This window comes from Roseburia sp. AF15-21 (assembly GCF_003479505.1).
GTDB lineage: Bacteria > Bacillota > Clostridia > Lachnospirales > Lachnospiraceae > Roseburia_C > Roseburia_C amylophila.
In genome coordinates, this window is sequence record NZ_QUHG01000003.1 from 61,150 (window position 1) to 85,725 (window position 24,576).

23 protein-coding genes are annotated in these 24,576 nt (G+C 41.8%); 18 read left to right on the plus strand and 5 right to left on the minus strand.

Annotated elements, in window-relative coordinates; genetic code table 11:
- The first annotated feature begins 31 nt into the window (after positions 1 to 31).
- Entirely contained in the window at positions 32 to 1,249 is a 1,218-nt protein-coding gene (locus DWW33_RS05580; protein WP_118088136.1) for a deoxyguanosinetriphosphate triphosphohydrolase family protein, read from the plus strand.
- On the opposite strand, the gene DWW33_RS05585 is transcribed toward DWW33_RS05580, so the two are convergent.
- Complete coding sequence (locus DWW33_RS05585; RefSeq protein ID WP_022244205.1) at positions 1,250 to 1,603, minus strand: helix-turn-helix domain-containing protein; 354 nt, start codon at positions 1,601 to 1,603, stop codon at positions 1,250 to 1,252.
- A 119-nt stretch (positions 1,604 to 1,722) separates the two neighbouring features.
- The gene (gene ymfI, locus DWW33_RS05590; RefSeq protein ID WP_118056583.1) at positions 1,723 to 2,451 is read right to left on the minus strand and encodes an elongation factor P 5-aminopentanone reductase; all 729 of its coding nucleotides are present in this window, start codon (positions 2,449 to 2,451) and stop codon (positions 1,723 to 1,725) included.
- Positions 2,452 to 2,726: 275 nt separating this feature from the next.
- On the opposite strand from ymfI, the gene hpf reads away from it, so the two are divergent.
- The 4 genes from hpf to DWW33_RS05610 all read left to right on the plus strand — a co-directional run bounded on the left by hpf (position 2,727) and on the right by DWW33_RS05610 (position 6,903).
- Entirely contained in the window at positions 2,727 to 3,254 is a 528-nt protein-coding gene (gene hpf / locus DWW33_RS05595; protein ID WP_117698857.1) for a ribosome hibernation-promoting factor, HPF/YfiA family, read from the plus strand.
- Positions 3,255 to 3,461: 207 nt separating this feature from the next.
- The gene (locus DWW33_RS05600) at positions 3,462 to 4,349 is read left to right on the plus strand and encodes a helix-turn-helix domain-containing protein (protein ID WP_117698856.1); all 888 of its coding nucleotides are present in this window, start codon (positions 3,462 to 3,464) and stop codon (positions 4,347 to 4,349) included.
- A gap of 100 nt (positions 4,350 to 4,449) precedes the next feature.
- On the plus strand, positions 4,450 to 5,505 hold the full coding sequence (locus tag DWW33_RS05605) for a D-alanine--D-alanine ligase family protein (RefSeq protein WP_117946205.1): 1,056 nt from the start codon (positions 4,450 to 4,452) through the stop codon (positions 5,503 to 5,505).
- A gap of 21 nt (positions 5,506 to 5,526) precedes the next feature.
- The gene (locus tag DWW33_RS05610) at positions 5,527 to 6,903 is read left to right on the plus strand and encodes a UDP-N-acetylmuramoyl-tripeptide--D-alanyl-D-alanine ligase (protein WP_118639029.1); all 1,377 of its coding nucleotides are present in this window, start codon (positions 5,527 to 5,529) and stop codon (positions 6,901 to 6,903) included.
- Between the two features lie 128 nt (positions 6,904 to 7,031).
- On the opposite strand, the gene DWW33_RS05615 is transcribed toward DWW33_RS05610, so the two are convergent.
- Complete coding sequence (locus DWW33_RS05615) at positions 7,032 to 7,766, minus strand: lysophospholipid acyltransferase family protein (RefSeq protein WP_118639030.1); 735 nt, start codon at positions 7,764 to 7,766, stop codon at positions 7,032 to 7,034.
- A gap of 143 nt (positions 7,767 to 7,909) precedes the next feature.
- On the opposite strand from DWW33_RS05615, the gene DWW33_RS05620 reads away from it, so the two are divergent.
- From DWW33_RS05620 to DWW33_RS05650, 7 genes are all read left to right on the plus strand, one after another.
- Positions 7,910 to 8,350 (plus strand): protease complex subunit PrcB family protein, encoded by a 441-nt coding sequence (locus DWW33_RS05620; RefSeq protein WP_227710067.1) that lies wholly within the window; start codon positions 7,910 to 7,912, stop codon positions 8,348 to 8,350.
- Positions 8,351 to 8,433: 83 nt separating this feature from the next.
- Complete coding sequence (locus tag DWW33_RS05625; RefSeq protein WP_022244197.1) at positions 8,434 to 8,676, plus strand: Veg family protein; 243 nt, start codon at positions 8,434 to 8,436, stop codon at positions 8,674 to 8,676.
- 61 nt (positions 8,677 to 8,737) lie between these two features.
- Entirely contained in the window at positions 8,738 to 10,297 is a 1,560-nt protein-coding gene (locus tag DWW33_RS05630) for a DUF3794 and LysM peptidoglycan-binding domain-containing protein (protein WP_117698852.1), read from the plus strand.
- A gap of 49 nt (positions 10,298 to 10,346) precedes the next feature.
- Positions 10,347 to 11,597, plus strand: coding sequence for a C40 family peptidase (locus DWW33_RS05635; RefSeq protein WP_117698851.1), 1,251 nt, complete (start codon positions 10,347 to 10,349; stop codon positions 11,595 to 11,597).
- Between the two features lie 134 nt (positions 11,598 to 11,731).
- Complete coding sequence (locus tag DWW33_RS05640) at positions 11,732 to 12,169, plus strand: GatB/YqeY domain-containing protein (protein WP_022244194.1); 438 nt, start codon at positions 11,732 to 11,734, stop codon at positions 12,167 to 12,169.
- Between the two features lie 8 nt (positions 12,170 to 12,177).
- Positions 12,178 to 12,843: a hypothetical protein gene (locus tag DWW33_RS05645; protein WP_117698850.1), complete on the plus strand. Its 666-nt coding sequence runs from the start codon at positions 12,178 to 12,180 to the stop codon at positions 12,841 to 12,843.
- A 17-nt stretch (positions 12,844 to 12,860) separates the two neighbouring features.
- On the plus strand, positions 12,861 to 13,736 hold the full coding sequence (locus tag DWW33_RS05650; RefSeq protein ID WP_022244192.1) for a methionyl aminopeptidase: 876 nt from the start codon (positions 12,861 to 12,863) through the stop codon (positions 13,734 to 13,736).
- Positions 13,737 to 13,752: 16 nt separating this feature from the next.
- On the opposite strand, the gene DWW33_RS05655 is transcribed toward DWW33_RS05650, so the two are convergent.
- Both DWW33_RS05655 and DWW33_RS05660 read right to left on the minus strand, forming a co-directional pair.
- Positions 13,753 to 14,385, minus strand: a complete 633-nt coding sequence (locus DWW33_RS05655) for a glycerol-3-phosphate acyltransferase (RefSeq protein ID WP_117841326.1) — start codon at positions 14,383 to 14,385, stop codon at positions 13,753 to 13,755.
- A gap of 569 nt (positions 14,386 to 14,954) precedes the next feature.
- Entirely contained in the window at positions 14,955 to 16,070 is a 1,116-nt protein-coding gene (locus DWW33_RS05660) for an MGDG synthase family glycosyltransferase (RefSeq protein ID WP_118639031.1), read from the minus strand.
- A gap of 199 nt (positions 16,071 to 16,269) precedes the next feature.
- Here DWW33_RS05660 and DWW33_RS05665 point away from each other — a divergent pair, with 199 nt between their 5' ends.
- The 6 genes from DWW33_RS05665 to DWW33_RS05690 all read left to right on the plus strand — a co-directional run bounded on the left by DWW33_RS05665 (position 16,270) and on the right by DWW33_RS05690 (position 24,525).
- The gene (locus DWW33_RS05665) at positions 16,270 to 16,794 is read left to right on the plus strand and encodes an adenine phosphoribosyltransferase (protein WP_117841324.1); all 525 of its coding nucleotides are present in this window, start codon (positions 16,270 to 16,272) and stop codon (positions 16,792 to 16,794) included.
- Between the two features lie 79 nt (positions 16,795 to 16,873).
- Positions 16,874 to 18,232, plus strand: coding sequence for an NCS2 family permease (locus DWW33_RS05670; protein WP_117698845.1), 1,359 nt, complete (start codon positions 16,874 to 16,876; stop codon positions 18,230 to 18,232).
- Positions 18,233 to 18,538: 306 nt separating this feature from the next.
- Positions 18,539 to 19,102, plus strand: coding sequence for a TetR/AcrR family transcriptional regulator (locus DWW33_RS05675; protein WP_117841322.1), 564 nt, complete (start codon positions 18,539 to 18,541; stop codon positions 19,100 to 19,102).
- A gap of 60 nt (positions 19,103 to 19,162) precedes the next feature.
- The gene (locus DWW33_RS05680; protein ID WP_118639032.1) at positions 19,163 to 21,640 is read left to right on the plus strand and encodes a glycoside hydrolase family 2 protein; all 2,478 of its coding nucleotides are present in this window, start codon (positions 19,163 to 19,165) and stop codon (positions 21,638 to 21,640) included.
- 27 nt (positions 21,641 to 21,667) lie between these two features.
- Entirely contained in the window at positions 21,668 to 23,152 is a 1,485-nt protein-coding gene (locus DWW33_RS05685) for a DUF6937 domain-containing protein (RefSeq protein ID WP_118639033.1), read from the plus strand.
- Positions 23,149 to 24,525 (plus strand): glycoside-pentoside-hexuronide (GPH):cation symporter, encoded by a 1,377-nt coding sequence (locus DWW33_RS05690; protein ID WP_118639034.1) that lies wholly within the window; start codon positions 23,149 to 23,151, stop codon positions 24,523 to 24,525. Before DWW33_RS05685 ends, DWW33_RS05690 begins: the two co-directional genes overlap by 4 nt.
- Positions 24,526 to 24,576: the final 51 nt, after the last annotated feature.

Below are 24,576 nucleotides of genomic sequence, written 5' to 3' on the forward strand. Positions count from 1 at the left end.
AGATATTTATTATATGAGCAGGGAGCAGAAAATGGGAGCATATCATAATCTTTCAGAAAAATTACAACAAAGAATCATAGAAGACAGAAAAGAGCATAGGGCAAATCCATATGCTTTTTCCGAAGAACAGGTTTTGCGCCGGGAGATGAATCATGACAGGGCGAATCTCTGGAGGCCTCCCTTTGTCCGGGACATTGAGAAAATCATGCATCTGCCTTATTATAACCGTTATGGAGACAAGACGCAGGTATTTTCCCTTTACAGAAATGATGATATTTCAAGACGGGCGCAGCATGTGCAGCTCGTTTCAAGGATTGCAAGGAATATTGGAAATGTATTAAATCTCAATCAGGATTTAATAGAAGCAATTTCCCTGGGACATGACATCGGACATGCACCATTCGGACATGCCGGTGAGAGAATTTTAAGTACACTTTTGCGGGGAGAGACCGGACGATATTTTAACCATAATGTGCACAGTGTGCGTGTGCTGGATGTACTGGGACAGAGAAATATCAGTCTGCAGACTCTGGATGGTGTCCTATGTCATAATGGTGAAATGGAACAGCAGGAGTATCAGCCGAAAAAGGCAAAAACCTTTGCAGATCTGGATACAGAAGTAGAAATGTGTTATCAGAAGGAAGATGGAATTAAACATCTTGTGCCGGGAACCCTGGAAGCCTGTGTAATGCGGATTTGTGATATTATAGCATATCTTGGCAAGGACAGACAGGATGCTGTACGCCTGCATCTTCTGCCGGATGACAGAGGCTTTAACGGAGATACTATAGGCAGCAGCAATGCGGAAATCATCAATAATATGGTAGTTAACATCATTGAAAACAGCTATGGAAAACCATATCTTTCCATGGATGAAGCATATTTTCAACAGTTGAAGCTTGCAAAGACTGAAAATTATGAGTATATCTATCACAATGAGAAAATCGAAAAAGTCATCCGGGAAAATCTGAATCCGATGTTTGAAGAGATGTACTATCAGTTATTGAAAGATGCAAAGGATAAGAATGAAAAATCCTGGCTCTACCGCCACCATATTGCATATGTGGCAGAAAACAACCGGTTCAGCAGAACCTTTTCGAAGGAACAATACATGGAGACAGAACCGAACCAGCTTGTGGTGGATTACATCGCAAGCATGACGGATGACTATTTTGTAGATTTGTACCATGAAATGTTCCCGAAAGGAAAGCATGATGTAAAATACATCGGCTACTTTGATGAAGATTAACTATTTCAATGGCGAGGCTGTTGCCCGGGAAACCATCCGGTCAACAGCCTTCAATTCTTCTAAGAAAAGCTGCTGGTTATAACTGGAAAGAGTATGATAGATACTTAGCAGTTCACCCTCACAGCTGTTGAGATGCGTCAGACTGGCATTGCGGATGTTACTGTGACCGAGCAGATAGTCGGTGGAAGTATGAAAATAGTCGGCTATTCTTACTAAGGTTGCATAGTCAGGTTCTTTCCCCTGATTGATATATCCATTCAGAGCAGAGGGAGAGATATGTAGTGCATCTGCAAGCTGCCGCTGGGTAATGTTAGCTTCTTCAATCAGGTATCGTAACTTAGAACCGATATTCATATACAAACCTCATCTTTCGTAAATAATACCTCTATTTTAAAACATGTTAAAAAACCAGTGACAAAAATAAACGAAAGATAAATTATATCAACGGAGCACAAACTATTCACATATGTAAATCAACACCAGCCACCATCTAAGGTAATAATCTGACCGGTGAGATATGGACTTTGTGATACGATAGCATAAGCAAGTTCAGCTGTTTCAACAGGTGTACCATATCTGCCGCAGGGAATTTCGGATTCTAAGTCAGCACGCTCTTCGGCAGAAAAACAGGCGTTCATGGAAGTGTCAATGGTGCCGCAGGCAATGGCATTGACAGAGATTCCACTGGGTGCGACCTCTTTGGCAAGTGCCTTTGTAAAGGAATTAACAGCTCCCTTGCTGGCGGAATACGCAACCTCACAGGAGGCACCTACATTTCCCCAGACAGAAGAAATGTTAAGAATCCGGCCTGATTTTTTGTGCAGCATATCTGGCAGAGCATATTTGCAGCAGGAAAAAACAGAAGAAAGATTGGTGTTTATAACGTGCTGCCATTGTTCATAAGTCATATCCTGCAGCAGGCCGATGTGGGAGATTCCGGCATTGTTGATCAGAACATCAACCGAAAGGGACTGCTGGTGAATTATGGCAAACATATTGGCAACAAAATCCGGATCACTGACATCTCCGATAACCGGAAGAACCGTGACATGATATTTGTCCGAAAGTTCATCAGACAAAGCCTTAAGAGCAGTTTCGGAATGACAGCAATTTAAAATGAGCTGATAACCGTGGCGGGCAAATACTTCTGCAATAGCAGCACCGATGCCCCGGGAAGCTCCGGTAATTAAAACAGTATTCATAAGAAACAAATCCTTTCTGGTTTTTATCTGCCTTAGAAAAATGATAGCACAGATGAAAGCGTTAAAAAATACAGTTATATTTTAGACTTATTTTAGAATACAGGCAATCCCTTTTGAAAAATCCTGCAGATTTCCCGCTTTCAGAAAGATATTCGAAAAATTCTCTAAAAATACAGTAAATATTGCACAAAAAACTTGTAAATATTCGTACAAAATAGTATAATAAAACCATGATATCAGTCTGTATCAAATAAATGGCAAAGGGGTTGGACATCATGCGTATTACTATTTCAGGAAGAAACATCGAATTGACAGACGGTCTTAAGGCAGCAGTTGAGGACAAAATTGGAAAACTGGAGAAGTACTTTACTCCGGACACAGACGTATTTGTAACTTTGAGTGTAGAAAAGGAGAGACAGAAAATCGAGGTTACGATTCCTGTACCTGGACACATTATCCGTTCAGAGCAGGTAAGCAATGATATGTATGTATCAATTGATCTTGTAGAAGAGATTATTGAGAGACAGCTTAAAAAGTATAAGAATAAGATTATTACAAAACAGCAGAGCAACAGCAATTTCCGTAAGGAATATATTGAAAAAGAAGTGGAAGCAGATGATGAAATTAAAATCATCCGTACCAAGAAATTCGATATGAAACCAATGTATCCGGAAGATGCATGTGTTCAGATGGAATTATTAGGACATGATTTCTTTGTATTCGTAAATGCAGAGGATGACAATGTAAACGTTGTATATAAGAGAAAAGGTAACACTTACGGTCTGATTGAACCGGAATTCTAGATATATAACGAAAAAGACTATCACCGGCAGTTCCTTATGGATAACTGGTAGCAGACAGCGGTATCGCAGTTAACGTTTTGACAACAGTCTTGACAAAACGCCAATAGCGGTACCGCTATTTTTATGCTACAGTAGTTATAATATATCGATAAGACATTTCTATGGAACAGTCAATACGATGGGTTATGAGAAAAGGGAGGTTAGGAATTGGCTTGTTACAATCTTGGGGATTATATATGTGAATCCCGCAAACAGCTTGGCATTACACAGGAAGAACTTGCTTTTGGCATCTGTTCAACTGGAACTTTATCAAAAATTGAAAACGGATTTGTGGTACCAAAGCGGAAAAATTATGAAGCTATTATGCAGCGTCTTGGAAAGACAATGGGTATATGCAATATTCATGCAACGGCGGAAGAAATGGAATTATATGCCTATATGCGACAGCTGGTGCATGCAGTAGCAAATAATGATATGGAAGGCAGCAGGGAACTCTGGCAGAGACAACCGGAACATAAACAAGAGGATAAACTGACCAGACAGTTCTTTTCATACATAAAGGCGGTGCTGGACAGTAAGGAAGGAGTCCGTCCGGAACTTGTATATGCAAAGCTGGAAGAAGCGTTACATCTGACACATCCGGCGGGGCTGGCAAATCTGGTGCAGAAGCGGATGTTTACCTTTGAGGAAATCAACATTATCAACAGTATGGCGGTACAGAAACAGCGGCTTGGTGAAAGAAAGCAGGCACTCCGCATCTGGATGCAGTTATCTGATTATCTGGAAGTAAGAAAAGTAGATGACGAAGAAAAAGAAAAGGTATATCCGATGATACTTTACAATGAAGCTAATCTTTTGTATGAGATGGAAATTTACAGAGAGGCGCTGGAATTATGCAATAAGGGTATCGATTATTGCACAAGGAGCAATAAATATATGGTATTGCCATATCTTTTGCTTTGCAAGTCCGGAATTTTAAAATGGATGGAGCAGCCGGAAGAAGCCATGGATATACAGCAGTGTGCAGAGCATCTTTTTCAGGTGTTTGAAAATCATAATGCAAAGCCCGGAGAACCAATCTTGATTGCTTTGTGAGATTCTCTTGTCATTCTAAGAAAAAAAGGTATAATATACATATTGAAAAAAGAGATGTAATATACATATTTGAATCTGAAAGAAAGAAGGACATTAGAGAATGAATATCGTAGTTTTGGCAGGCGGCTTGAGCACAGAGCGTGATGTGTCTTTTAAAACAGGAGATATGGTAACAAAGGCATTGCGGAAGAATGGACATCAGGTTATTCTTCTGGATGTGTTTATGGGATATGGAGAAGAAGAACAGGATATTACTGGAATTTTTGAACATTCAGAAGAAGCAAGTGTAAAAGTAACGGATATACCGGAGACGGCTCCGGATCTTGATAAGGTAAGAAAGAGTAGAAAAGACCAGTCTGCCTGCTTCTTTGGACCAAATGTAATCGCAATGTGCCGTATGGCAGATATTGTATTTATGGCATTACATGGAGAAAATGGAGAGAATGGTAAGATTCAGGCAGCCTTTGATTTGTTTGGAATCCGTTATACCGGAAGCGGCTATTTAAGCAGTGCGATTGCCATGAATAAAAATATGGCAAAGCAGTTTTTTGAAGCCAATGGAATCCCATGTCCGAAGGGCATTTATATGAAGAAAAAGGACAGAAAAGACAGCCTGGCTGAAATCGGAATTACGCTGCCTTGCGTGGTAAAGCCATGCTGTGGTGGTTCTAGTATCGGTGTTTCCATTGTAAAAGAAGAAAGCAATTTTACAAAAGCATTGGATGATGCATTCTTCTGGGAAGATGAAATCTTAATTGAAGAATATGTAGAGGGAAGAGAATTTTCAGTAGGTGTCATCAAAGGAAGAGCATTGCCGGTTATCGAGATTGCACCAAAAGAAGGATTTTACGATTATAAAAATAAGTATAAGGCTGGAAGCACAGTGGAAACCTGTCCGGCAGATATTAAAGACAGTGTGGCAAAAGAGATGCAGAAGCATGCAGTAAAAGTTGCGGAAGCGTTAGGCCTGGACACCTATTCCAGAATCGACTTCTTAGTCAATGCAAAAGATGAAGTATACTGCTTAGAGGCAAATACATTGCCTGGTATGACAGCAACCAGCTTACTGCCGCAGGAAGCCAAGGTAGAAGGAGTAAACTTCGAAGAGTTATGCCAGCAGCTGGTTGATATTTCCATGGAGAAATACGGAGCATAAGAAAGGGCAGAGAAGGCGGATATGAAGGAACTGACATTAGCACAGATTGCAGAAGCCTGCGGTGGAACATTAATAGGTGGGGATGAAGCAAAAGAATATACCGTAACCGGAGTAGAGATTGACAGCCGGAGAGTAAAGGCAGGAGATTTATTTGTTGCCATTCCGGGAGAAAAGGTAGATGGTCACAAATTTATTCCGGATGTATTAAAAAAGGGAGCATATGCACTGTCCCAGCAGAGACTTGATGTAGATGGAGCTTATATTCTGGTGGAAGATACCATAACTGCCATGAAGCGTCTGGCACGTTTCTATCGGAATACCCTTGACATTAAAGTAGTGGGAATTACCGGAAGTGTTGGAAAGACCAGTACCAAAGAAATGATTGCATCTGTACTGGGCACAAAATTCCGGGTACATAAGACACAGGGGAATTTTAATAATGGAATCGGTCTGCCACTGACTATTTTTCAGATTGAAAAAGAGCATCAGGTTGCAGTTCTGGAAATGGGAATTTCTGAATTTGGCGAGATGCATGAACTGGCAGATATGGCGCAGCCGGATATTATGGTTATTACCAATATCGGTTTATGTCATCTGGAGAATTTGAAAACCAGAGATGGAATCTTAAAAGCAAAGACAGAAAGCTTTGCCCATTTGAAACCGGATGGTGTTGTGATATTAAATGGAGATGATGATAAACTTTCGACTGTAGAGCAGGTGGCAGGAAGAAAGCCTGTATTTTATGGAATTAAGGGAAGGAATCTCTGTGAGACTTCCGTCTGTGCAGATGCAGTTACAGAGCATGGCTTAGAAGGAATGACAGCAGAATTCCACACTCCACAGGGAGACATGGAAGTATTTATTCCAATTCCGGGAGAACATAATGTATATAATGCACTGGCAGCAACCTGCGTGGCAGAACAGTTAGGCCTTTCCATGGATGAAATTAAATGTGGAATTGCAGCCGCTTCCACCATCAGCGGAAGAACGAATCTGATTCACACAAAGGGCATGACGGTTATTGATGACTGCTACAATGCGAATCCGGTTTCCATGAAGGCATCTTTGGATGTCCTGTCTAAGGCAGGGGGACGAAAGATAGCGGTTCTTGGAGATATGGGTGAATTAGGAGAGGATGAAAAACAGCTTCATTATGAAGTGGGAACCTATGCCGGAACACTGCCGATTGATTTGTTATTCTGTGTTGGAACATTATCCGGGAAACTGGCAGAAGGAGCGAAGAAACAGAATCCGGCTCTGACCGTAAAACACTATGCAACCCGTGAGGAGATGACAGAAGAACTTCTTGCTACCGTAAAAGAAGGAGATGCTGTTTTAGTCAAGGCATCCCATTTTATGGAATTCCCGAAAGTGGTGGCAGCATTAACCGAAGCATAAGAAAATGTTTTTTTTAATGGTAAATACAGGAAGTGTTTGATAATAATATAGAAAAATGAAAAAAGAAACTGTAACTTTGAAGTATAGTCATCAAAGCTACAGTTCTTTTTTTTATCAATATTTGCGGTTTAAAGATATTTCCGGTTATCTGCCAGCAGCTCATGCACCGTATTCTGTGTATAGGCAGCAAGATGTTTGCGGTCATCAGCAGAAAGCTGGTCTAAATAAATCGGAGTACCATACTGCAGGATAACATGGGTAGGTTTTACCTTTGGAAAATGATTTTCCAGAATATCAGCAGAATTGGTGATTGCCATAGGAACAATCGGACATCCGGTTTTCTCAGAGAGCTTTAGACTTCCGGCTTTGAAAGGAAGCATTTCGTCCTCAGTCTTGTTTCTGGTACCTTCCGGGAAGATACACATGGAAATGCCGGCTTTAATCTGGTCGATACCGGTCAGAATGGTTTTTAAGCCCTTCTTCATATCGGTACGGTCTAAGAAGAGGCAGTAGAGCCGCTTCATCCAGATGTTTAAAAGAGGAACTTTTCCCATGGTGTCTTTGGCAATGTAACCGGTGAGTCTCGGACATCTGGAATAAGTGATAATAATGTCAAAATAACTTCTATGATTTCCGATATAAAGAACCGGAACATCTTTTGGAACATTTTCTTCCCCGATTACAGTCAGCTTAACGCCACAGATAAACATGATCACACGGAATGCCCACTGCACCATGCGAAGACTGCTGATATCGGCGGCATGGTGGTTGCATTTACGGATAATCCATTCTACAAAGAGAACTGGAATACCAAGAATCAGGTAAAGAACAGCAAATAAAAGTGCAAGAATTGCTCGTATCATAGAGATAGAATTCCTTTCTGGGTATAAATTTCAAAAACAAAATACTGATTTCTTTCCCTATTATAGCGGTAAAACTTAAGAATTACAACATGATAATCCGGATTTTGGAATAGAATGAAAAGAATAAAAACAGGGAGAAGAAAGTGAAACGGAAAACAATAGAAGCAAGGAAAGCTGTCCGGAGTGTCATCGGTCTGCTTGCGGTAGCATGGATTGGACTGGCAGCAGCAGGCTGCGGTATCGAAGATACCAATGGCAGTAAAATAGAAGACGTGGAATTTACCGTGTTAGAAGAGGAAGCAGTGCCGGAAGAATTGAAGCAGGAAATTGAAGAACGAAAGGAAATGGATTTCAAGTTGACTTATGAAGATAACGGAAAACTCTATATTGCAAGGGGTTATGGAGAGAAGGAAACGGGAGGCTACAGCATTTCCGTAAAAGATGTTTATCTGACTCAGAATGCCCTCTGTTTTGTTACAACGCTGATTGGCCCGGGGGAGAATGAGACGGTGGCAAAGGCACCAAGTTTCCCATATATTGTGGTTGAGGTGACAAAATGTGACAAGAACGTGGTGTTTGAGTGAAAAAATGGTACTTTTTTCCCTTTGACAGCATTTTAACACGGTGATATACTAAAGAGCGTGGATAAAAAAGGAGGAACTGGTATATGCAGAGAGCAGATATTAACAGAGTCCGGGCATCCGTGCATCAGCAGTGCGGTAGCAGTGTAATGATTCAACTGGACAGAGGTCGTAATAAAGTAGATGTACAGCGTGGTGTAATACAGAATGCTTATCCGAGTGTATTCACGATTCTTGTAGATGATGAAAGAGAAGGCAATCCGCCACAGTTATTATCTTTCAGTTATACAGATATCATAACAAGAGATATCCGAATGAAATTATGTTAGAAGAATAAAGTCCCTTTTTCCTGAATAAAATGAAATAACATTCAGGAAGGGGATTTTTTTAGTGGAAATAAAGAAACAGAACATACATATGAATTATGAAAAAGCCAGTGCCATGAGTCAGATTACTCTGGATGATGATTACAATCTACCGGATTATCGGCCGGATATTGTAAAAGTACTGAAAGAAAAAGGTGAAATCCGCTTTGATGAGATACAGGTAAAAGAAGGACGTATTTATGTGAAGGGGAATCTTATCTTTCATGTGCTCTACCGCAGCGATATGGAGGAGCATAAATTAGACTGCCTGCGGGGACAGATTCCATTTGAAGAAACCATCAGTATGGATGGAGTGAATGAATTAGATCCGGTGGACGTCACAGCAGAACTGGAAGACATTAATATCGGGATTATTAATTCCAGAAAATTAAGTGTTCGTGCACTGGTGATGCTGAAGGCAGAAATGCGGATGCGCAAGGAGACGGAACTGATTACGGGAGTAGCCATGGAACATCCGTTGGAAATCCTTCAGAACAGGCATAATATTCTGGAATTGGAAACCTGTAAGAAAGATAATTACCGGTTGAAACAGGAAATAGAGTTGCCCCAGAGCAAGCCAGATGTAGAACAGATTTTATGGAAAAGTGTGCAGCTTCGGGGTGTGGAAACGAGGTTACGAGAAGAAAAAATCCAGCTTACCGGAGAAATAAGGCTGTTTTTGCTTTATTATGCCCAGAAAGAAGAACGCCGGTTAGAATGGTTAGAAGAGACGATACCACTGAACGGAGAACTTGCCTGCGAGGGATGCAGTGAGGAAAAAATCTATCGGATTCAGGTAACACCTGCCAGTGTGGAAGTAGAGGTCAGACCGGATTATGATGGAGAAGACCGGAAAATCAGTCTGGATATGACGTTAGAATTAGATATCTGTATCTGGAAGGAAACAGAGGCAGATGTGGTAGAGGACGTATATTCGCTGCGGGAAGAGATGACACCAGCTTATGAAGAAGTTACCATGAGCAGGCTGCTGGCAAAGAATTATGCAAAATGCCGGTTGACAGACCACATGAATTTAAAGAAGAATCAGGAGAATATCCTGCAGATTTGTTCCTGCGAAGGAATGGCATTTATTGACCATGTGGAGCCACAGGCAGACGGTCTTAAAGTGGAAGGAAGCCTGAATGTGGAAATCCTTTATGTAACCACGGACGATGCCATGCCGATTGGAACCTGCCGGGAGACATTTCCTTTTGAACAGTTGATTGAAGTCCCGGAAATGACAGACGATATGAACTATGAACTGGAAGCGGGAATCGAGCAGTTGTCAGCGATTCTTTTAGACAATACCCAGATTGAGGTAAAGGCAGTACTGAATCTGAATCTGATTGCATTTTCACAGGAGAACATCCAGAAAATGGATGAAATTAGAATTACAGAACGGGATATGGAAGAATTACAGAGACAGCCAGGAATTACTGGATATATTGTAAGAGAGGGGGACAGTCTCTGGAAAATTGCCAAGGCAAATCATACGACTATTTCCCAGTTAATGGAAACCAACGACTTAAAGAGTGAAGAAATTCAAAAAGGCGATAAATTGTTAATTGTAAAGATGGTATCATGATGTTATACTAAGATGATAGGAAATACACAAAAGTGGAAGGAGCAGAAATATGCACAGAAAAAAACATATGTGGAAAATGCGGTTGGTTGCAGCAGGACTGGTAGCAATTCTTGGAATTTCATGTTTTCAAAGTGCGTCAGCAAGCGCTCTTTCAAAGGCTAAAAACAAGAAGAGTGAAGCACAGACCGCATTGGATAATGCCAATGCAGATATAGAGAATATACAGAGCCAGCAGCAGGAACTGCAGTCCCAGATTGATGCACTGGATGCAGATCTGGTAAATATTATTATGAACTTAGATATTCTGGAAGGGGAACTTTCGGATAAGCAGACTGAACTGGATAATGTGACAGCACAGCTTGCACAGGCGCAGGAAGATGAACAGAACCAGTACGATGCTATGAAAAAGCGTATTGTATATATGTATGAGAATGGGGATGACAGTTATATTGAGGCACTGGTGGGTGCAACAGATTTCTCTGATTTACTGAATCGTCTGGAATATGCCCAGCAGATTTATGATTATGACAGAAATCTGCTGACGCAGTATCAGGAGACAGTGCAGCAGGTAGCTGACCTTAAGAGTCAGGTGGAGACAGAGAAGGCAGAGTTAGAGGAAGTGCAGCAGTCTTATCAGGAACAGCAGGCTTCTTATGAAAGCATGATTGCAGAGAAACAGTCTCAGATGTCTGATTTTGATACTCAGCTTGCATCAGCCCAGAGTCTTGCAGCCCAGTATAAAGCTACTGTTGATGAGCAGAATGAAATCATAAGACAGGAGCAGGCAGCTGCAGCAGCTGCCGCTGCTCAGAATAATAATAAAGGTAATAATACAACAACTGCTAACAATAATAATGGAAATACAACGGGAAATAATAATGGCAGCAATACCGGAGGTGACAGCACTACTGGTGGCAGTACAGGGGGAGGTGGATTGAATCCTTCTTTTAGTACATCAGTAAGTGGAAGTGATGTAGTATCTTATGCCTGTCAGTTTATTGGAAACCCGTATGTATGGGGCGGCGAGAGCCTGACTGATGGAGCAGATTGTTCCGGATTCATTAAAAGTGTCTATGCAAACTTTGGAATCAGCCTGCCTCATAGTTCGGTAGCATTACAGCGGGCAGGAAGTGAAGTAAGCTATGAGAATGCCCAGCCAGGTGACATTGTCTGCTATGCCGGTCATGTGGCAATTTATATGGGCGGAGGACAGATTGTCCATGCAAGTTCACCGTCTACCGGCATTAAGACAGGCTCAGCAACTTATCGAAGCATTATATCTGTCCGGCGTGTATTGTAAAAAGTTATCCATAAAGAAGAAAAATGATAAAAATTCCCCGCAGTAAGCAAACTACTGCGGGGTTTTAAGAACTTGTAAAATCTTTCAAGTTGCGTATAATGAAAAAGTAGAAAATATTTTAGGAGGAATAAGAAATGCAGATAGAACAGTTACAAAAAGAAATGATAGCAGCAATGAAGGCAAAAGATAAACCAAGAAAAGATGCAATTTCTTCGCTGGTTTCTGCAGTGAAGAAAACAGCAATTGATGAAGGCTGTCGTGATGACATAAAAGAAGAATTAGTAAACCGTGTGATTTTAAAAGAAATGAAGACCGTAAAAGAACAGATTGATTCCTGTCCGGCAGAAAGAACAGATTTACTTGCGGAATATCAGCAGCGTTATGACATTATGAGCGAATATGCACCGGCAATGCTTTCTGAGGAAGAAGTACGTAAGATTCTGACAGAAAAATTTGCAGATGTCATTGCAACCAAAAATAAAGGTCAGATTATGAAAACAGTTATGCCGGAGTTAAAAGGTAAGGCAGATGGTAAATTAATCGGACAGGTTGTAGCAGAGCTTTGCAAATAGGATAGTGTATGAGTGAAAATAAATCACAGAAGAAGCGCATATGGTTCATTACAATACTGATTCTACTGGTACTGTTATTAATCAGTCTCTTTGTTTCCGAACGAAGGGGGAAGATTGTATACAGGGAGTATCTTTCCGAAGATATCCTGACAGTAGATGGAGAAAAACTGCAGCTTGGGGATCTGGCAATGTATATCGCTTATGAGGAACTGAAGGTAGAAGATGAGGCAGCAGCCTATGACTATTATGATACGAATAAGTATTGGAATCTTCATACCAGTGGAAGGTTTGTAAAAGAAGTGGCAAAGACCCATGTCATCGAAATGGCAGTACATGATGAAATCTTTTACCGGCAGGCAATGGCAGAGAAACTGACGCTGGATGAAAAAGAAGAAGAACAGCTTTGTAGCCGTCAGGAGGATTTCTGGACGGATATGACAGAGGAACAGCAGGAAAGACTGGGCGTTGATAAAGCAGAGATAGATCGTCAGTTAGAGAAAGCTGCACTGGCACAGAAATATCAGAATCAGATAGCAGCAGAGAATAACAGTGATTTTGACGGTTACAGTGCCGGGGCAGAGCCATATGAGCAGATTTTAAAAGAACATAAGTATAAACTGAATGAGAAGCTCTGGGACAGAGTGGATTTTGGGAATATCATATTGAATCATTAGAATGGAAGGAAATAGAAATGTCTGTAAAAATAGGTAGAAATGATCCCTGCTGGTGTGGCAGTGGAAGAAAGTATAAGACATGCCATCAGTCATTTGATGAGAAGATTGAAAAGTATCGTGAGGCAGGCTGTATTGTGCCAACCCATGATTTGATTAAGACACCGAAGGATATCGAAGGTATCAGGGAAAGTGCCAAAATTAATGTGGCAGTACTGGATTATGTGGCTGAGCATATCAAAGCCGGCATGAGTACAGAAGAAATTGACCGTATGGTATATGAGAAAACAACAGCTATGGGTGGAATCCCGGCACCACTTAATTATCAGGGATTTCCGAAGAGCGTCTGTACGTCAATTAATGAAGAGGTATGCCATGGTATTCCATCGGAGGATATTATTTTAAAGGATGGCGATATCATTAATGTGGATGTTTCCACAATATTAGATGGATATTTCTCCGATTCCTCCAGAATGTTTCTGATTGGAGATGTCAGTGAAGAAAAGAAGCGTCTTGTCCAGGTAACGAAAGAATGTGTGGAAGAAGGCTTAAAAGCGGTAAAACCATGGGGCTTTTTAGGAGATATGGGTCAGGCAGTGCATGACCATGCTTATGAAAATGGCTATACTATCGTAAGAGAAATCGGTGGACATGGTGTTGGAAAAGAATTCCACGAAGAGCCATGGGTTGGCTATCACAGCAAGAGAGGAACCGAGATGCTCTTAGTTCCGGGCATGATGTTTACGATTGAGCCAATGGTAAATATGGGAAAAGAAGCTATCTACATAGATGATGAAAATAACTGGACCGTGTATACAGAAGACGGACTTCCAAGTGCCCAGTGGGAGATTCAGGTTCTGGTAACCGAAGAGGGAACCGAAGTTATTTCCTGGTAAGTATCTTTTAAAAAAGCTATTTTTGGAAGAAAAACCGGATGGAAAGTTTCTCATTCTGGTAAGCACAAAGATGCTTATAGATAACAAGCAGTGCAATTCCAAGGCAGGCAAAGTCAATGGAGAGAACCGGCACAAAGAGAAAGACCAGAAGGCAGAATACGCCAAAGGTAATAATGGACCGAAAAAGATGTGGCCGGATAATTAAGACCACAGAAAAAAGAATATAAGCAGCTGCAAGGAAAAGAACCGGCAGAACAACCGGAAAGATTCCAAGCAGTACACCAAAGGAGACGGCAATGGCTTTGCCGCCTTTTTTGTTACTGTTTTTCGGATGAAACTGCAATGGGAACGCATGTCCGAGAACCGGTGCTATCAGAATCGGAATCATGTATGGAGTGTCAATATCCAATGTCCGTAGGGCGAGTACAACCGGGAAAAAGCCCTTGAAAAGCTCCAAAAGGAGCGCAAGAATACCAGCCCGGAATCCGCCGTACACAAAGGCATTGGCAGTGCCGGGATTTCCATCCGGACTTAATGCACAGATATCTTTCTGGAATAATATCTTTGGAATCCAGTAGGCATAGAGTATGCTGCCGCTGAGATAGCCGGCGATGGAAAAAAAGATGCAGGTGATAATTGACTGGTTCATATAAAGGCTCCTTTTCTTTTCGATAAACAGGTGATTGCGGAAGGAGATAGATTTTGCTGGAAAATATTACGGGATTCGCAGGGGAGTTATCTTTGTGCACTATGAAATGCCAACAGTTCTTAGAATGCGTGTTTTTCTTGCATGTAAACTGTCTTTCCGGTTGCTTTGGCTGAATAGCGGTACTGTCCGTCGAGGGCAGATGCCGCATAATGCCTGCAAGGGGCACTGGGAATTTCGATATAATGCCAAGTTCATCTGGCAACCGGCACAAATTCACATCCTTGTTCAATTGTGCCTCGCTGGTACATCCATGTACCAGCGTTGCCTGTTGCCAGACGAAATTCCCAGTGCCCCTAACAGCCCTTATCAGGCATCTGCACTTCGGCGAACCGTGCCGCTATTCTGACAAACATTGGAAAGACTGTTTTAATCACAAAAAGAAAAACACGCATATTAGAACTGTGGTATTTCGTAGAGAAAGATAACCTCCTGTGAATCAGCGTAATATTATGGGGCAAATCGTCTCCTCACGCTTTCACAATCGCTTGTTCGGTCAAAAGTTACGGTCGTTATTTTTCAGACAGTGATTCTAACAGGTCTACAATGCGTTCTGCTGCATCGGATTTCTGCTCCCGGAGCTGTGCGGTATGCATTTCCTCCTGTAAATCATGGCTTCGCATCAGCAGCTTTCCAAGGCGAATCTGTTCTATCATGTATTTAGAGGCATAGGAAATACCACGGTCTACGAAAAATGCACTGTTTGCGGTTTCACAGCCTGGAATCGGTGCGGTATGGATAGTTGGGATTCCCTTTACCAAAGTTTCGGTAGAGGTAAGTCCGCCCGGTTTGGTAAAGATGACATCACAGGCATCCATATAAAGGGAAACATGTCTGGTGTAGCCTAAGACATGAACCCGCGGGCAATGTCTGAATTCTTTGGTGAGAACTGACTGTAATTTCTTATTGTTTCCACAGATAATTACAATGTGTTCGTCATTTTTACACTGCTTATAAAGTGCCATGGCAAAGACTGCCAGTTTTCCAAATCCCATACTTCCGCTCATAATGAGAAAGGTAGGAGAATCAGCATCTAGGTGGCATTTGCGGCGGGCAATGTCTTTTGGTGTATGATTGGCAAAGGCGTGGCGTACCGGAATACCGTAAGGCAGTAATTTTTCCTTTGGAACACCGCGTTTTATATATTCGTCTACTAAATCCTCATGGGGAATAACATAGTAGTCGCAGTTGGTTTCCTCCCAGAAAGGGATGCAGGTATAATCGGTTCCGATAGCGACTGCTTTTACCGGCAGCATGTTGTGTTTCTTCATATAAGTAATGGTCTCTGCCGGGTAAAGGTGCGGCATCACCACAATGTCATAATTTCCTTCTTCGATGAGGGATGCAAGCGGTTTCGCCAGCTTTGCATTTGCCCAGTAAACCGGAGATTTGAAATGGCGGTTACTGATAAGCATTCCCAGTTTATAAATGAAACCGAAAAACCACGGCAGATGCTTTACAATCCCAATATAAAGTCCGCTGATAAGGCGTGAAGTATGTCTTTTGCCAAGCTGCATGGCATCAACGAAATTTACTTCGTGTCCCCTTGCTAAAGCTGCCTCTTCCACGGCATGACCGGCGGCGTTATGTCCTTCTCCTGTGTTGCAGGATAAAATCAGAATTTTCACAAGAAATCCCCTTTCCGAACTTTTCTTTCGTATAGAACATCTTAATATATTTGCAATAAAATAGCAACTTTTCATAAAAAATTGTAACGATAAAACTTAACATTTTATAAAAAATTGCTTGTATTTCTGGCAGTATAAATTTATAATAAAAAGGTGTTTTTTAAAACAGAGGGCAGTAAATAGAAAGAAGGGTACTAAGATGAAAAAAATAGAAGAATATGTAAGAAGTATACCGGATTTTCCAGAGCCGGGAATTATTTTCAGGGATATTACTTCCGTATTGCAGGATGCAGACGGACTTCAGCTTGCAATAGATTCCATGATCAAGCTTTTAGATGGTGTGGAATATGATGTAGTTGCCGGTACAGAATCCAGAGGATTCATTTTCGGAGTACCAATTGCTTACGAAATGCATAAACCGTTTGTACCGGTTCGTAAAAAAGGAAAATTACCATGTGAGACCATTTCACAGTCTTATGATTTAGAGTATGGACAGGCTACCATTGAGATGCACAAGGATTCCATCAAACCGGGGCAGAAGGTTGTTTTAGTAGATGACTTAATCGCAACCGGCGGAACCATTGAAGCTGCTATCAAATTAGTAGAGCAGCTTGGCGGTGAAGTAGTCAAAGTCATTTTCTTAATGGAACTGGCTGGATTAAAGGGAAGAGAACGTTTGAAGGGTTATGATGTTGCTTCTGTAATTACATATGAAGGAAAATAATTTACAGAAGAGAAGTTTACCATGACTTATTGCCAGAGAGGCTGGCTTTAGGTATAAAAAACAATTTGGAGGAAGAAAAATGTTAGAGAAAATGTTCAAATTCAAAGAGAACAACACTAACGTCAAGACAGAAGTAATTGCAGGTCTTACCACATTTATGACAATGGCTTACATCCTGGCAGTTAACCCGAACCTGTTATCTGCTGCTGGCATGGATCCTACTGCAGTTCTGATTGCAACCTGTCTTGCATCCTTTATCGGAACACTTGCAATGGCTTTGATGGCTAATTATCCATTCGCATTAGCTCCTGGTATGGGATTGAATGCATATTTCGCATTTACAGTATGTGGAAATATGGGTTATGACTGGAGAGTCGCATTAATGGCAGTGTTCATTGAAGGTATCATCTTTATCGTGCTTTCACTGACCAACGTACGTGAGGCAATTTTCAATGCCATTCCTGCTACACTGAAAAAAGGTGTAAGTGCCGGTATTGGTCTGTTTATTGCTTTCATCGGTTTACAGGGTGCTCACATTGTTGTTGACAACAGCACTACTTTATTATCTTATGTTAAATTTACAGAGAACTGGCATACAGAAGGAATCTGTGCTTTACTTGCACTGATTGGTTTAATTCTTACCATCATTTTATATGTAAAGAATGTAAAAGGTTCCATCCTTATCGGAATCCTTGCTACATGGATCCTTGGTATGATCTGCCAGGCGGCAGGCATCTATCAGATTGATGCAGAAGCTGGATTCTATTCTTTATATCCTACATTTGCAATGACAGACTTCACCAAAATCGGAGAAACCTTTGGACAGTGTTTCAAAGCTGACTTTACCGGTGTAGGTATTGTTAACTTTATCGTAGTATTATTATCCTTCTTATTTGTAGATATGTTTGATACCATCGGAACCTTAATCGGTGTTTCTGATAAGGCAGGCATGTTAGACAAAGAAGGAAAACTTCCTAGAGTTAAAAATGCATTATTAGCTGACGCTATCGCAACATCTGCTGGTGCTGTTCTTGGTACTTCTACAACCACAACTTTTGTAGAGAGTTCTGCTGGTGTAGGTGCAGGTGCCAGAACCGGTTTTGCATCTGTTGTAACCGGATTCATGTTCCTGATTGCAATCTTATTTGCACCAATCTTTACAGCAATCCCAGGATTTGCTACCGCTCCTGCATTAATCTTCGTTGGATTCCTTATGGTATCTGCAATCGTTAAGATTGACTTCAACGATATTACAGAAGCAGCTCCTGCATACCTTTGCTTAATCGCTATGCCTCTTATGTACAGCATTGCAGAAGGTATCGCAATCGGTGTTATCTCTTACGTTATCATCAACTTAATCTGTGGTAAAGCTAAGAAGATTACTCCGCTGATGTATATTCTTGCAGTATTATTCATTTGTAAGTATATCTTCCTGTAAGAGGAGATTCAAAATTAAATAAAATAATTATGAAGAGCCAGATATCTTTGTTTTAAGGTATCTGGCTCTTTTACTAATATTTGAGTGTTAAGACATCAGGATGGGGGCAAAATGAAGTAAGTTATGTTGTAATTGAAAAAATATAAATGGTATTTTGCGTAGTTGAAATTCCCTTCTCGTCAAAATACACAAATTCAGGAAACCAATTTTGGTAATTCAGTTTCTTGTAACGGAAATCCCAAGGTGTTACAATTAAGGAAACCGAAAAACAAAAAGTAGTTTCCACAGAGAACAGGGGTAGTGAAAATGGAATTGAGAGAGAAAATATTGCAGGGCACGATGCAGGCATTTAACCAGAAGGGATTGAAATTTACCATGGATGATATCGCCCGCATTCTTGGTATCAGCAAGAAAACAATTTATCAGGTATTTGCAGATAAAGAGGCGTTATTTCTTGCCATGGTGGATTATCTGTTTGACTGCATCAAGGAAAGTGAACGGGAAGTTATGGCAGACGAAAGCCTTGGCACTTTAGAAAAAATACGGAAAATCCTAGGGGTAATGCCGGAGAGCTATAAGGAAATCGATTTCCGGCAGATGTATTTATTAAAAGATAAATTTCCGGAAATTTATCATCAGGTGGAACTTCGGTTAGAGACCGGCTGGGAGACCACCATTGCGTTATTGGAACAGGGCATGGAGGAAGGCGTAATCCGCCGCATCAACATACCGGTTTTAAAGATGATGCTGGAAGCCTCCTTAGAGCAGTTCTTCCAGAGAGACATCCTGATTCAGAGCAAGCTTTCCTATGGTGAGGCATTAGAGGAAGTAGTGAATATTCTGGTGGATGGAATTATCACGAGGCAATAGATATGCGCAAATAGAGATGTATGAATAGAAATACACCGGTAGAAAGAGCGAGGAAAAGGTATGAGAGAAAAATACTATTTGGACAATGACTGGTATTTTAGTGAGAAATGGGAAGCAGCACAAAGCAACGCAGAATATGACGAAGTAGCGATGCAGAGCGTGCGGATTCCCCATACGGTAAAGGAACTGCCCTTTCACTATTTTGATGAGCATGCGTATCAGATGGTAAGCGGCTACCGCAGACACCTTTTGGCGAAGAAAGAGTGGGAAGGGAAAGTAGTGCGGCTGACCTTTGAAGGAGCTGCCCATGACAGTGAAGTCTATGTAAATGGAAAGAAAGCAGGGGCACACCACTGCGGATATACGGCATTTACCATTGATATTTCAGCACTGCTTCATTATGGGGAAGATAATATCATTGCGGTGCGGGTGGACAGCAATGAGAATCTGAATGTTCCGCCCTTTGGATTTGTCATTGATTATATGACTTACGGTGGAATTTACCGGGATGTGTACCTTGAGATAAATGAGGAAAGCTATCTTGCAGATGTATTTTTAAAACCACAGGTGGAACTGGAAACGAAGAAGGGAACACTGCTATCGGAAATCACGCTGGCAGGAAACGAAGAAAACCTGTTGTTACGGCAGTTCATCCGGAAAAAAGACGAAGAGGAATACCGGCTGATTGGAGAGGAAACGCTTGCTGAAATTCCTGCACAGGAGGGAAAGAAAACACTTGTATTTCCGGCAGGAATTGTATCCCTATGGGAGGTAGAGAATCCGGCGTTATATGAAGTAAAGACCCAGCTTGTAACTGGGAATCCGGCAAATAAGGACGCAGCAGGAGCAACGGACAAAGAAGCAGCAGGCGGAGGCATGGAAACCGGGCGGATCATAATCGATGAGACCGTAACAACGGTGGGCTTCCGCCGGGCAGTATTCCAAAAAGATGGCTTTTACTTAAATGGGCAGAAGCTTAAAATCCGTGGACTGAACCGTCACCAGAGTTATCCTTATGTGGGTTATGCCATGCCGGCTTCCATACAGCGGATGGATGCGGAAGTATTAAAGAAAGAGTTAGGGCTGAATGCAGTGCGGACATCCCATTATCCGCAGTCCCAGGAATTTATAAACCGGTGCGATGAGCTGGGGCTTATGGTATTTACCGAGATTCCGGGCTGGCAGCATATCGGCGATGAAGCATGGAAAGTGCAGGCTGTGGAAAATGTAAAAGACATGGTGATACAGTACCGCAACCATCCATCCATTATTCTCTGGGGAGTGCGGATTAATGAATCGCAGGATGACGATGAATTTTACCGCCGCACCAATGCAATAGCACATAAGTTAGATGATACCAGACAGACTGGTGGCGTGCGGGCACATAAAAAGAGCAGTCTTTTGGAGGATGTATATACCTATAATGATTTTGTACACAATGGTCTGAACAAAGGCTGTGAGCATAAGAAGAATGTGACATCCGATATAGAAAAACCGTATCTTATCACGGAATATAACGGACATATGTATTCCACCAAATCCTTCGACTGGGAAGAACATCGTATGTGGCATGCACTCCGCCACGCCAGTGTACTGGATGCAGTAGCAGGAGAAGAGGATATTGCCGGAAGCTTCGGATGGTGTATGGCAGATTATAATACACATAAAGATTTCGGCAGTGGAGACAGAATCTGCTATCACGGAGTCTTGGACATGTTCCGTAATCCGAAAATGGCGGCAGATGTTTATGCCTGCCAGCAGGAAGAAAGACCGGTATTAGCCTTAAGTTCAACGATGGATATCGGAGAACATCCTGCCTGCAACCGGGGCGAGACTTATATTTTTACCAATGCAGACAGCGTTAAAATGTATAAGAATGCTCGGTTTATCAAGGAATATAAGAAAACGGATTCCCCATATAAGAATCTGAAACATGGTCCGGTTCCAATTGACGATTACATTGGAAATGCCATCGAAGAGGGAGAGGATTTCGCGCCGAAGCAGGCTGCAATGGTAAAAGAAGTTTTGAATCTGGCGGCACGCTATGGCATGAATCATCTGCCGAAAAGAGCATATTATCTGGCAGCAAAGCTGATGATTCTTTATCATATGAAGATGGAGGATGCGGTTGCACTTTATAACAAGTATGTCGGGGACTGGGGCGGACAATCCATGGTATATAAGTTAGAAGCCATAAAGGATGGTAAGGTGGTCAAAACTTTAGTAAGAGAACCGGTACATGAGGTGAATATTCAGATTACCGCAAGCAGCCGGAAATTAAGAGAAACACATACCTATGATGTGGCTGCAGTAAGAATACAGGCAGTGGATGAAAATGGAAATCTGTTACCATATTTTCAGGAGCCGGTGCAGCTAAAATGTGAGGGAGCATTAGAACTCATCGGACCGGACATCATCAGCCTGCAGGGCGGTATGGGTGGCACTTATGTAAAGACCATAGGAAAGACCGGAAGCGGAAAACTTATGATAAGCAACCGCCAGGCAGGAACCAGAGAAATTACATTTGAAATAGAATAAGGGAGTATAACGATAAGGAGGGTATCTATGAAGGAGAAATCAAGGGAAATCTTCGGAAACAAAATGCCGCAGAAGGTGTACCGGAAAGCGGTAAAGAGTAAGAAGAAGTTTCAAAAGAAATTCGGGGATGACAGTAAGATGGATTATCCGGTGGTGTTAAAAGAAAATGCACATATCGGAGATTCCCTTGGCGTTGTGGATGTGCTGCTGCCAGAGCAGAAAGAGGCTTCAAAACTGGAATTTGACAAAGAAAAAGGAATCATCGTAGGAAATATCCGTATGGGATTTGGACATTACCGGATTTCCATGGCAATTGCATCCGCAGCAAAATCCATGGGCTACACACCATACTGGATGGACTTAAATTCCTATCCTAGGACTACCTGCACGAAGGTCATTGGCGCACAGAATGATTTGTATTCTCTGGGTTCTAGACTTTCTGGTAAGAGTAAGCTCTTTAATAAACTGGTGTGGGAGCCAATGAATTATGAAGGGTTCCGGAAGCTTTCCTATAATGCTTCTGACCAGAAAAATGCAGAGCTTATGGCTCCGGTTTACCGGAATGTACCAAAGGAAATTCCGGTGGTAGCAACCCATGTGTGGCCGGCACAGGCAGCTATACATGCCGGCATGAAATATGTAGTCAATGCGATTCCGGATAACTGGCCGATGGCATTGCATTTATCCGAAGGAAGCCTTCATACAGTTCAGACTCATTATGCGTATCAGGGCTATCGGATTTTAAATGGCATGCAGGGAAAAGATGTCTTAAATCCTATGCCGGAAAAAGATCTTATATACACGGGACATTATATTGACCATGAGCTGGTAAGCAATATTGAAGCAGACTGCGAAGCGAGAATTAAAAGAAAGCAGGAGAAGAAACCGATGCGTTTCTTATTAACCATCGGCGGAGCAGGAGCCCAGAGAGAAATTTTTGCGGCTATTATCAGATATCTGCTGCCGGCAATCCGGGAAGGCAGGGCAGCACTTTATGTCAATGTGGGAGATTACCGGAATGTCTGGGAAGAATTATTACAGGAAATTCCGGGACTTAAAAATGCAGCAACGGAGCATTTTGATGACTGGGAGAATACAAAGCAGTTTGCCGAAGCAGCACTGGATGGGGAAGTAACCAGAGTCCATGGCTTCTATCATAAGAATATTTTCGAAGCAGTGTACTGCACGAATCTTTTGATGCGAAGCTGTGATGTGTTGGTGACAAAGCCAAGCGAACTGGCATTTTATCCGGTGCCGAAGCTCTTTATCAAAAGAGTGGGTGGTCATGAACAGTGGGGTGCCATCCATTCCGCAGAGATTGGGGACGGTACCCTGGAATGCCGTGATATTCCACATACCTTGCAGATGTTGGAATTATTCCAAAGCTCAGACCATCTGCTTACCGATATGTGTGAAGCAATTATGGAAAATAAGAAACAGGCAATTTACGATGGCGCATACAAAGTAGTGGAACTGGCAATGGGCTTACGAAAAGGAGGAGAAGGACAATGAGATTAACAACAAGAGAAAAAGTGGCATATGGCCTTGGTGCAGTTGGCAAAGACATGGTATACATGCTTTCTGCAAGTTACATTTTATATTACTATCAGGATATTTTGAATGTCAGTGCCATTGCAATGGGAATTATCCTGATGGCAGCAAGAGTATTTGACGCATTCAATGACCCGGTTATGGGAATTATCGTAGCCAAGACGAGAACCCGCTGGGGTAAGTTCCGTCCGTGGCTTCTGATTGGAACCATAACCAATGCAGTAATTTTATATCTGATGTTTGCGGCACCACCTGCATTAGATGGCGGTGGACTGGTTGCCTATGCAGCAGTAACCTATGTGCTGTGGGGTGTTACTTATACCATGATGGATATTCCATTCTGGTCCATGATTCCGGCATTTACCGAAGGCGGCAAAGAAAGAGAGGGACTTTCTACCCTTGCCCGATCCTGTGCAGGCGTGGGCTCTGCACTGATTACGATTATCACGGTAAAATGTGTGGTTTTATTAGGGCAGGGCAATGAACGTGCCGGTTTCAAATGGTTTGCATTAATCATTGCAGTGTTATTTGTGATTTTTATCACCATTACCTGTATGAGCATCAAAGAAAAATCCACCGTAAATGTGGACTCTCCGTCAGTGGGACAGATGTTTAAGGCATTGTTACAGAATGACCAGGCAATGACCGTTGTTATTACGATAGTGCTGATTAACTGCTCTCTTTATATTACTTCAAACCTTTTGATTTATTTTTTCAAATATGATTTTGGCGGGGACGCGTGGTATAACAGCTATACTTTATTCAATACCTTTGGTGGTGGAATCCAGATTATTTCCATGATGATATTCTTCCCACTGCTGCGTAAATTCTTAAGTGTCTTGAAGGTATTTTATGTAAGCTTTGTTATGGCAATCGCAGGTTATGGTGTATTATTTATACTGACACTGACAAATATGTCAAACTTATTGTTATTATTTATTCCGTCATTCTTTATCTTTACAGCCTTTGGAATGCTGACGGTACTTACCACCGTATTTCTTGCAAATACCGTGGACTATGGCGAACTGAAAAATAACCGGAGAGACGAGAGCGTTATCTTCTCCATGCAGACCTTTGTAGTAAAACTGGCATCCGGAGTAGCCGCACTGGCAGCTTCTATCTGCTTAAATCTCTGCCACTTAAGTAATGATACTGCAGAAACAGCAGCCGCAGCTGTCGCATCCGGCAGCTCCCTTTTAGGACTCCGCATGACAATGGCAGGAATTCCGATTATCGGCTTACTGATTGCAGTGCTGGTATTCCGTAAGAAATTTATCCTGACAGAAGAAAAAGTACAGGAAATCACAGAGCAGATTAAGGCGAAGGAAGTTTAAACAGACAGCATGTAAAAATAGCAAACAGAAAAAGCAGGATGAAAGGGAAGG

Bases quoted from the DNA above. Each gene is read 5' to 3' on its own strand.
- DWW33_RS05675 (WP_117841322.1), top strand. From the start codon at position 18,539: ATGGAATTGAGAGAGAAAATATTGCAGGGCACGATGCAGGCATTTAAC.
- DWW33_RS05685 (WP_118639033.1), top strand. From the start codon at position 21,668: ATGAAGGAGAAATCAAGGGAAATCTTCGGAAACAAAATGCCGCAGAAG.
- ymfI (WP_118056583.1), bottom strand. From the start codon at position 2,451: ATGAATACTGTTTTAATTACCGGAGCTTCCCGGGGCATCGGTGCTGCT.
- DWW33_RS05615 (WP_118639030.1), bottom strand. From the start codon at position 7,766: ATGATACGAGCAATTCTTGCACTTTTATTTGCTGTTCTTTACCTGATT.
- DWW33_RS05680 (WP_118639032.1), top strand. From the start codon at position 19,163: ATGAGAGAAAAATACTATTTGGACAATGACTGGTATTTTAGTGAGAAA.
- DWW33_RS05665 (WP_117841324.1), top strand. From the start codon at position 16,270: ATGAAAAAAATAGAAGAATATGTAAGAAGTATACCGGATTTTCCAGAG.
- hpf (WP_117698857.1), top strand. From the start codon at position 2,727: ATGCGTATTACTATTTCAGGAAGAAACATCGAATTGACAGACGGTCTT.
- DWW33_RS05645 (WP_117698850.1), top strand. From the start codon at position 12,178: ATGAGTGAAAATAAATCACAGAAGAAGCGCATATGGTTCATTACAATA.
- DWW33_RS05670 (WP_117698845.1), top strand. From the start codon at position 16,874: ATGTTAGAGAAAATGTTCAAATTCAAAGAGAACAACACTAACGTCAAG.
- DWW33_RS05625 (WP_022244197.1), top strand. From the start codon at position 8,434: ATGCAGAGAGCAGATATTAACAGAGTCCGGGCATCCGTGCATCAGCAG.
- DWW33_RS05655 (WP_117841326.1), bottom strand. From the start codon at position 14,385: ATGAACCAGTCAATTATCACCTGCATCTTTTTTTCCATCGCCGGCTAT.
- DWW33_RS05650 (WP_022244192.1), top strand. From the start codon at position 12,861: ATGTCTGTAAAAATAGGTAGAAATGATCCCTGCTGGTGTGGCAGTGGA.
- DWW33_RS05585 (WP_022244205.1), bottom strand. From the start codon at position 1,603: ATGAATATCGGTTCTAAGTTACGATACCTGATTGAAGAAGCTAACATT.
- DWW33_RS05610 (WP_118639029.1), top strand. From the start codon at position 5,527: ATGAAGGAACTGACATTAGCACAGATTGCAGAAGCCTGCGGTGGAACA.
- DWW33_RS05580 (WP_118088136.1), top strand. From the start codon at position 32: ATGGGAGCATATCATAATCTTTCAGAAAAATTACAACAAAGAATCATA.
- DWW33_RS05605 (WP_117946205.1), top strand. From the start codon at position 4,450: ATGAATATCGTAGTTTTGGCAGGCGGCTTGAGCACAGAGCGTGATGTG.
- DWW33_RS05690 (WP_118639034.1), top strand. From the start codon at position 23,149: ATGAGATTAACAACAAGAGAAAAAGTGGCATATGGCCTTGGTGCAGTT.
- DWW33_RS05640 (WP_022244194.1), top strand. From the start codon at position 11,732: ATGCAGATAGAACAGTTACAAAAAGAAATGATAGCAGCAATGAAGGCA.
- DWW33_RS05635 (WP_117698851.1), top strand. From the start codon at position 10,347: ATGCACAGAAAAAAACATATGTGGAAAATGCGGTTGGTTGCAGCAGGA.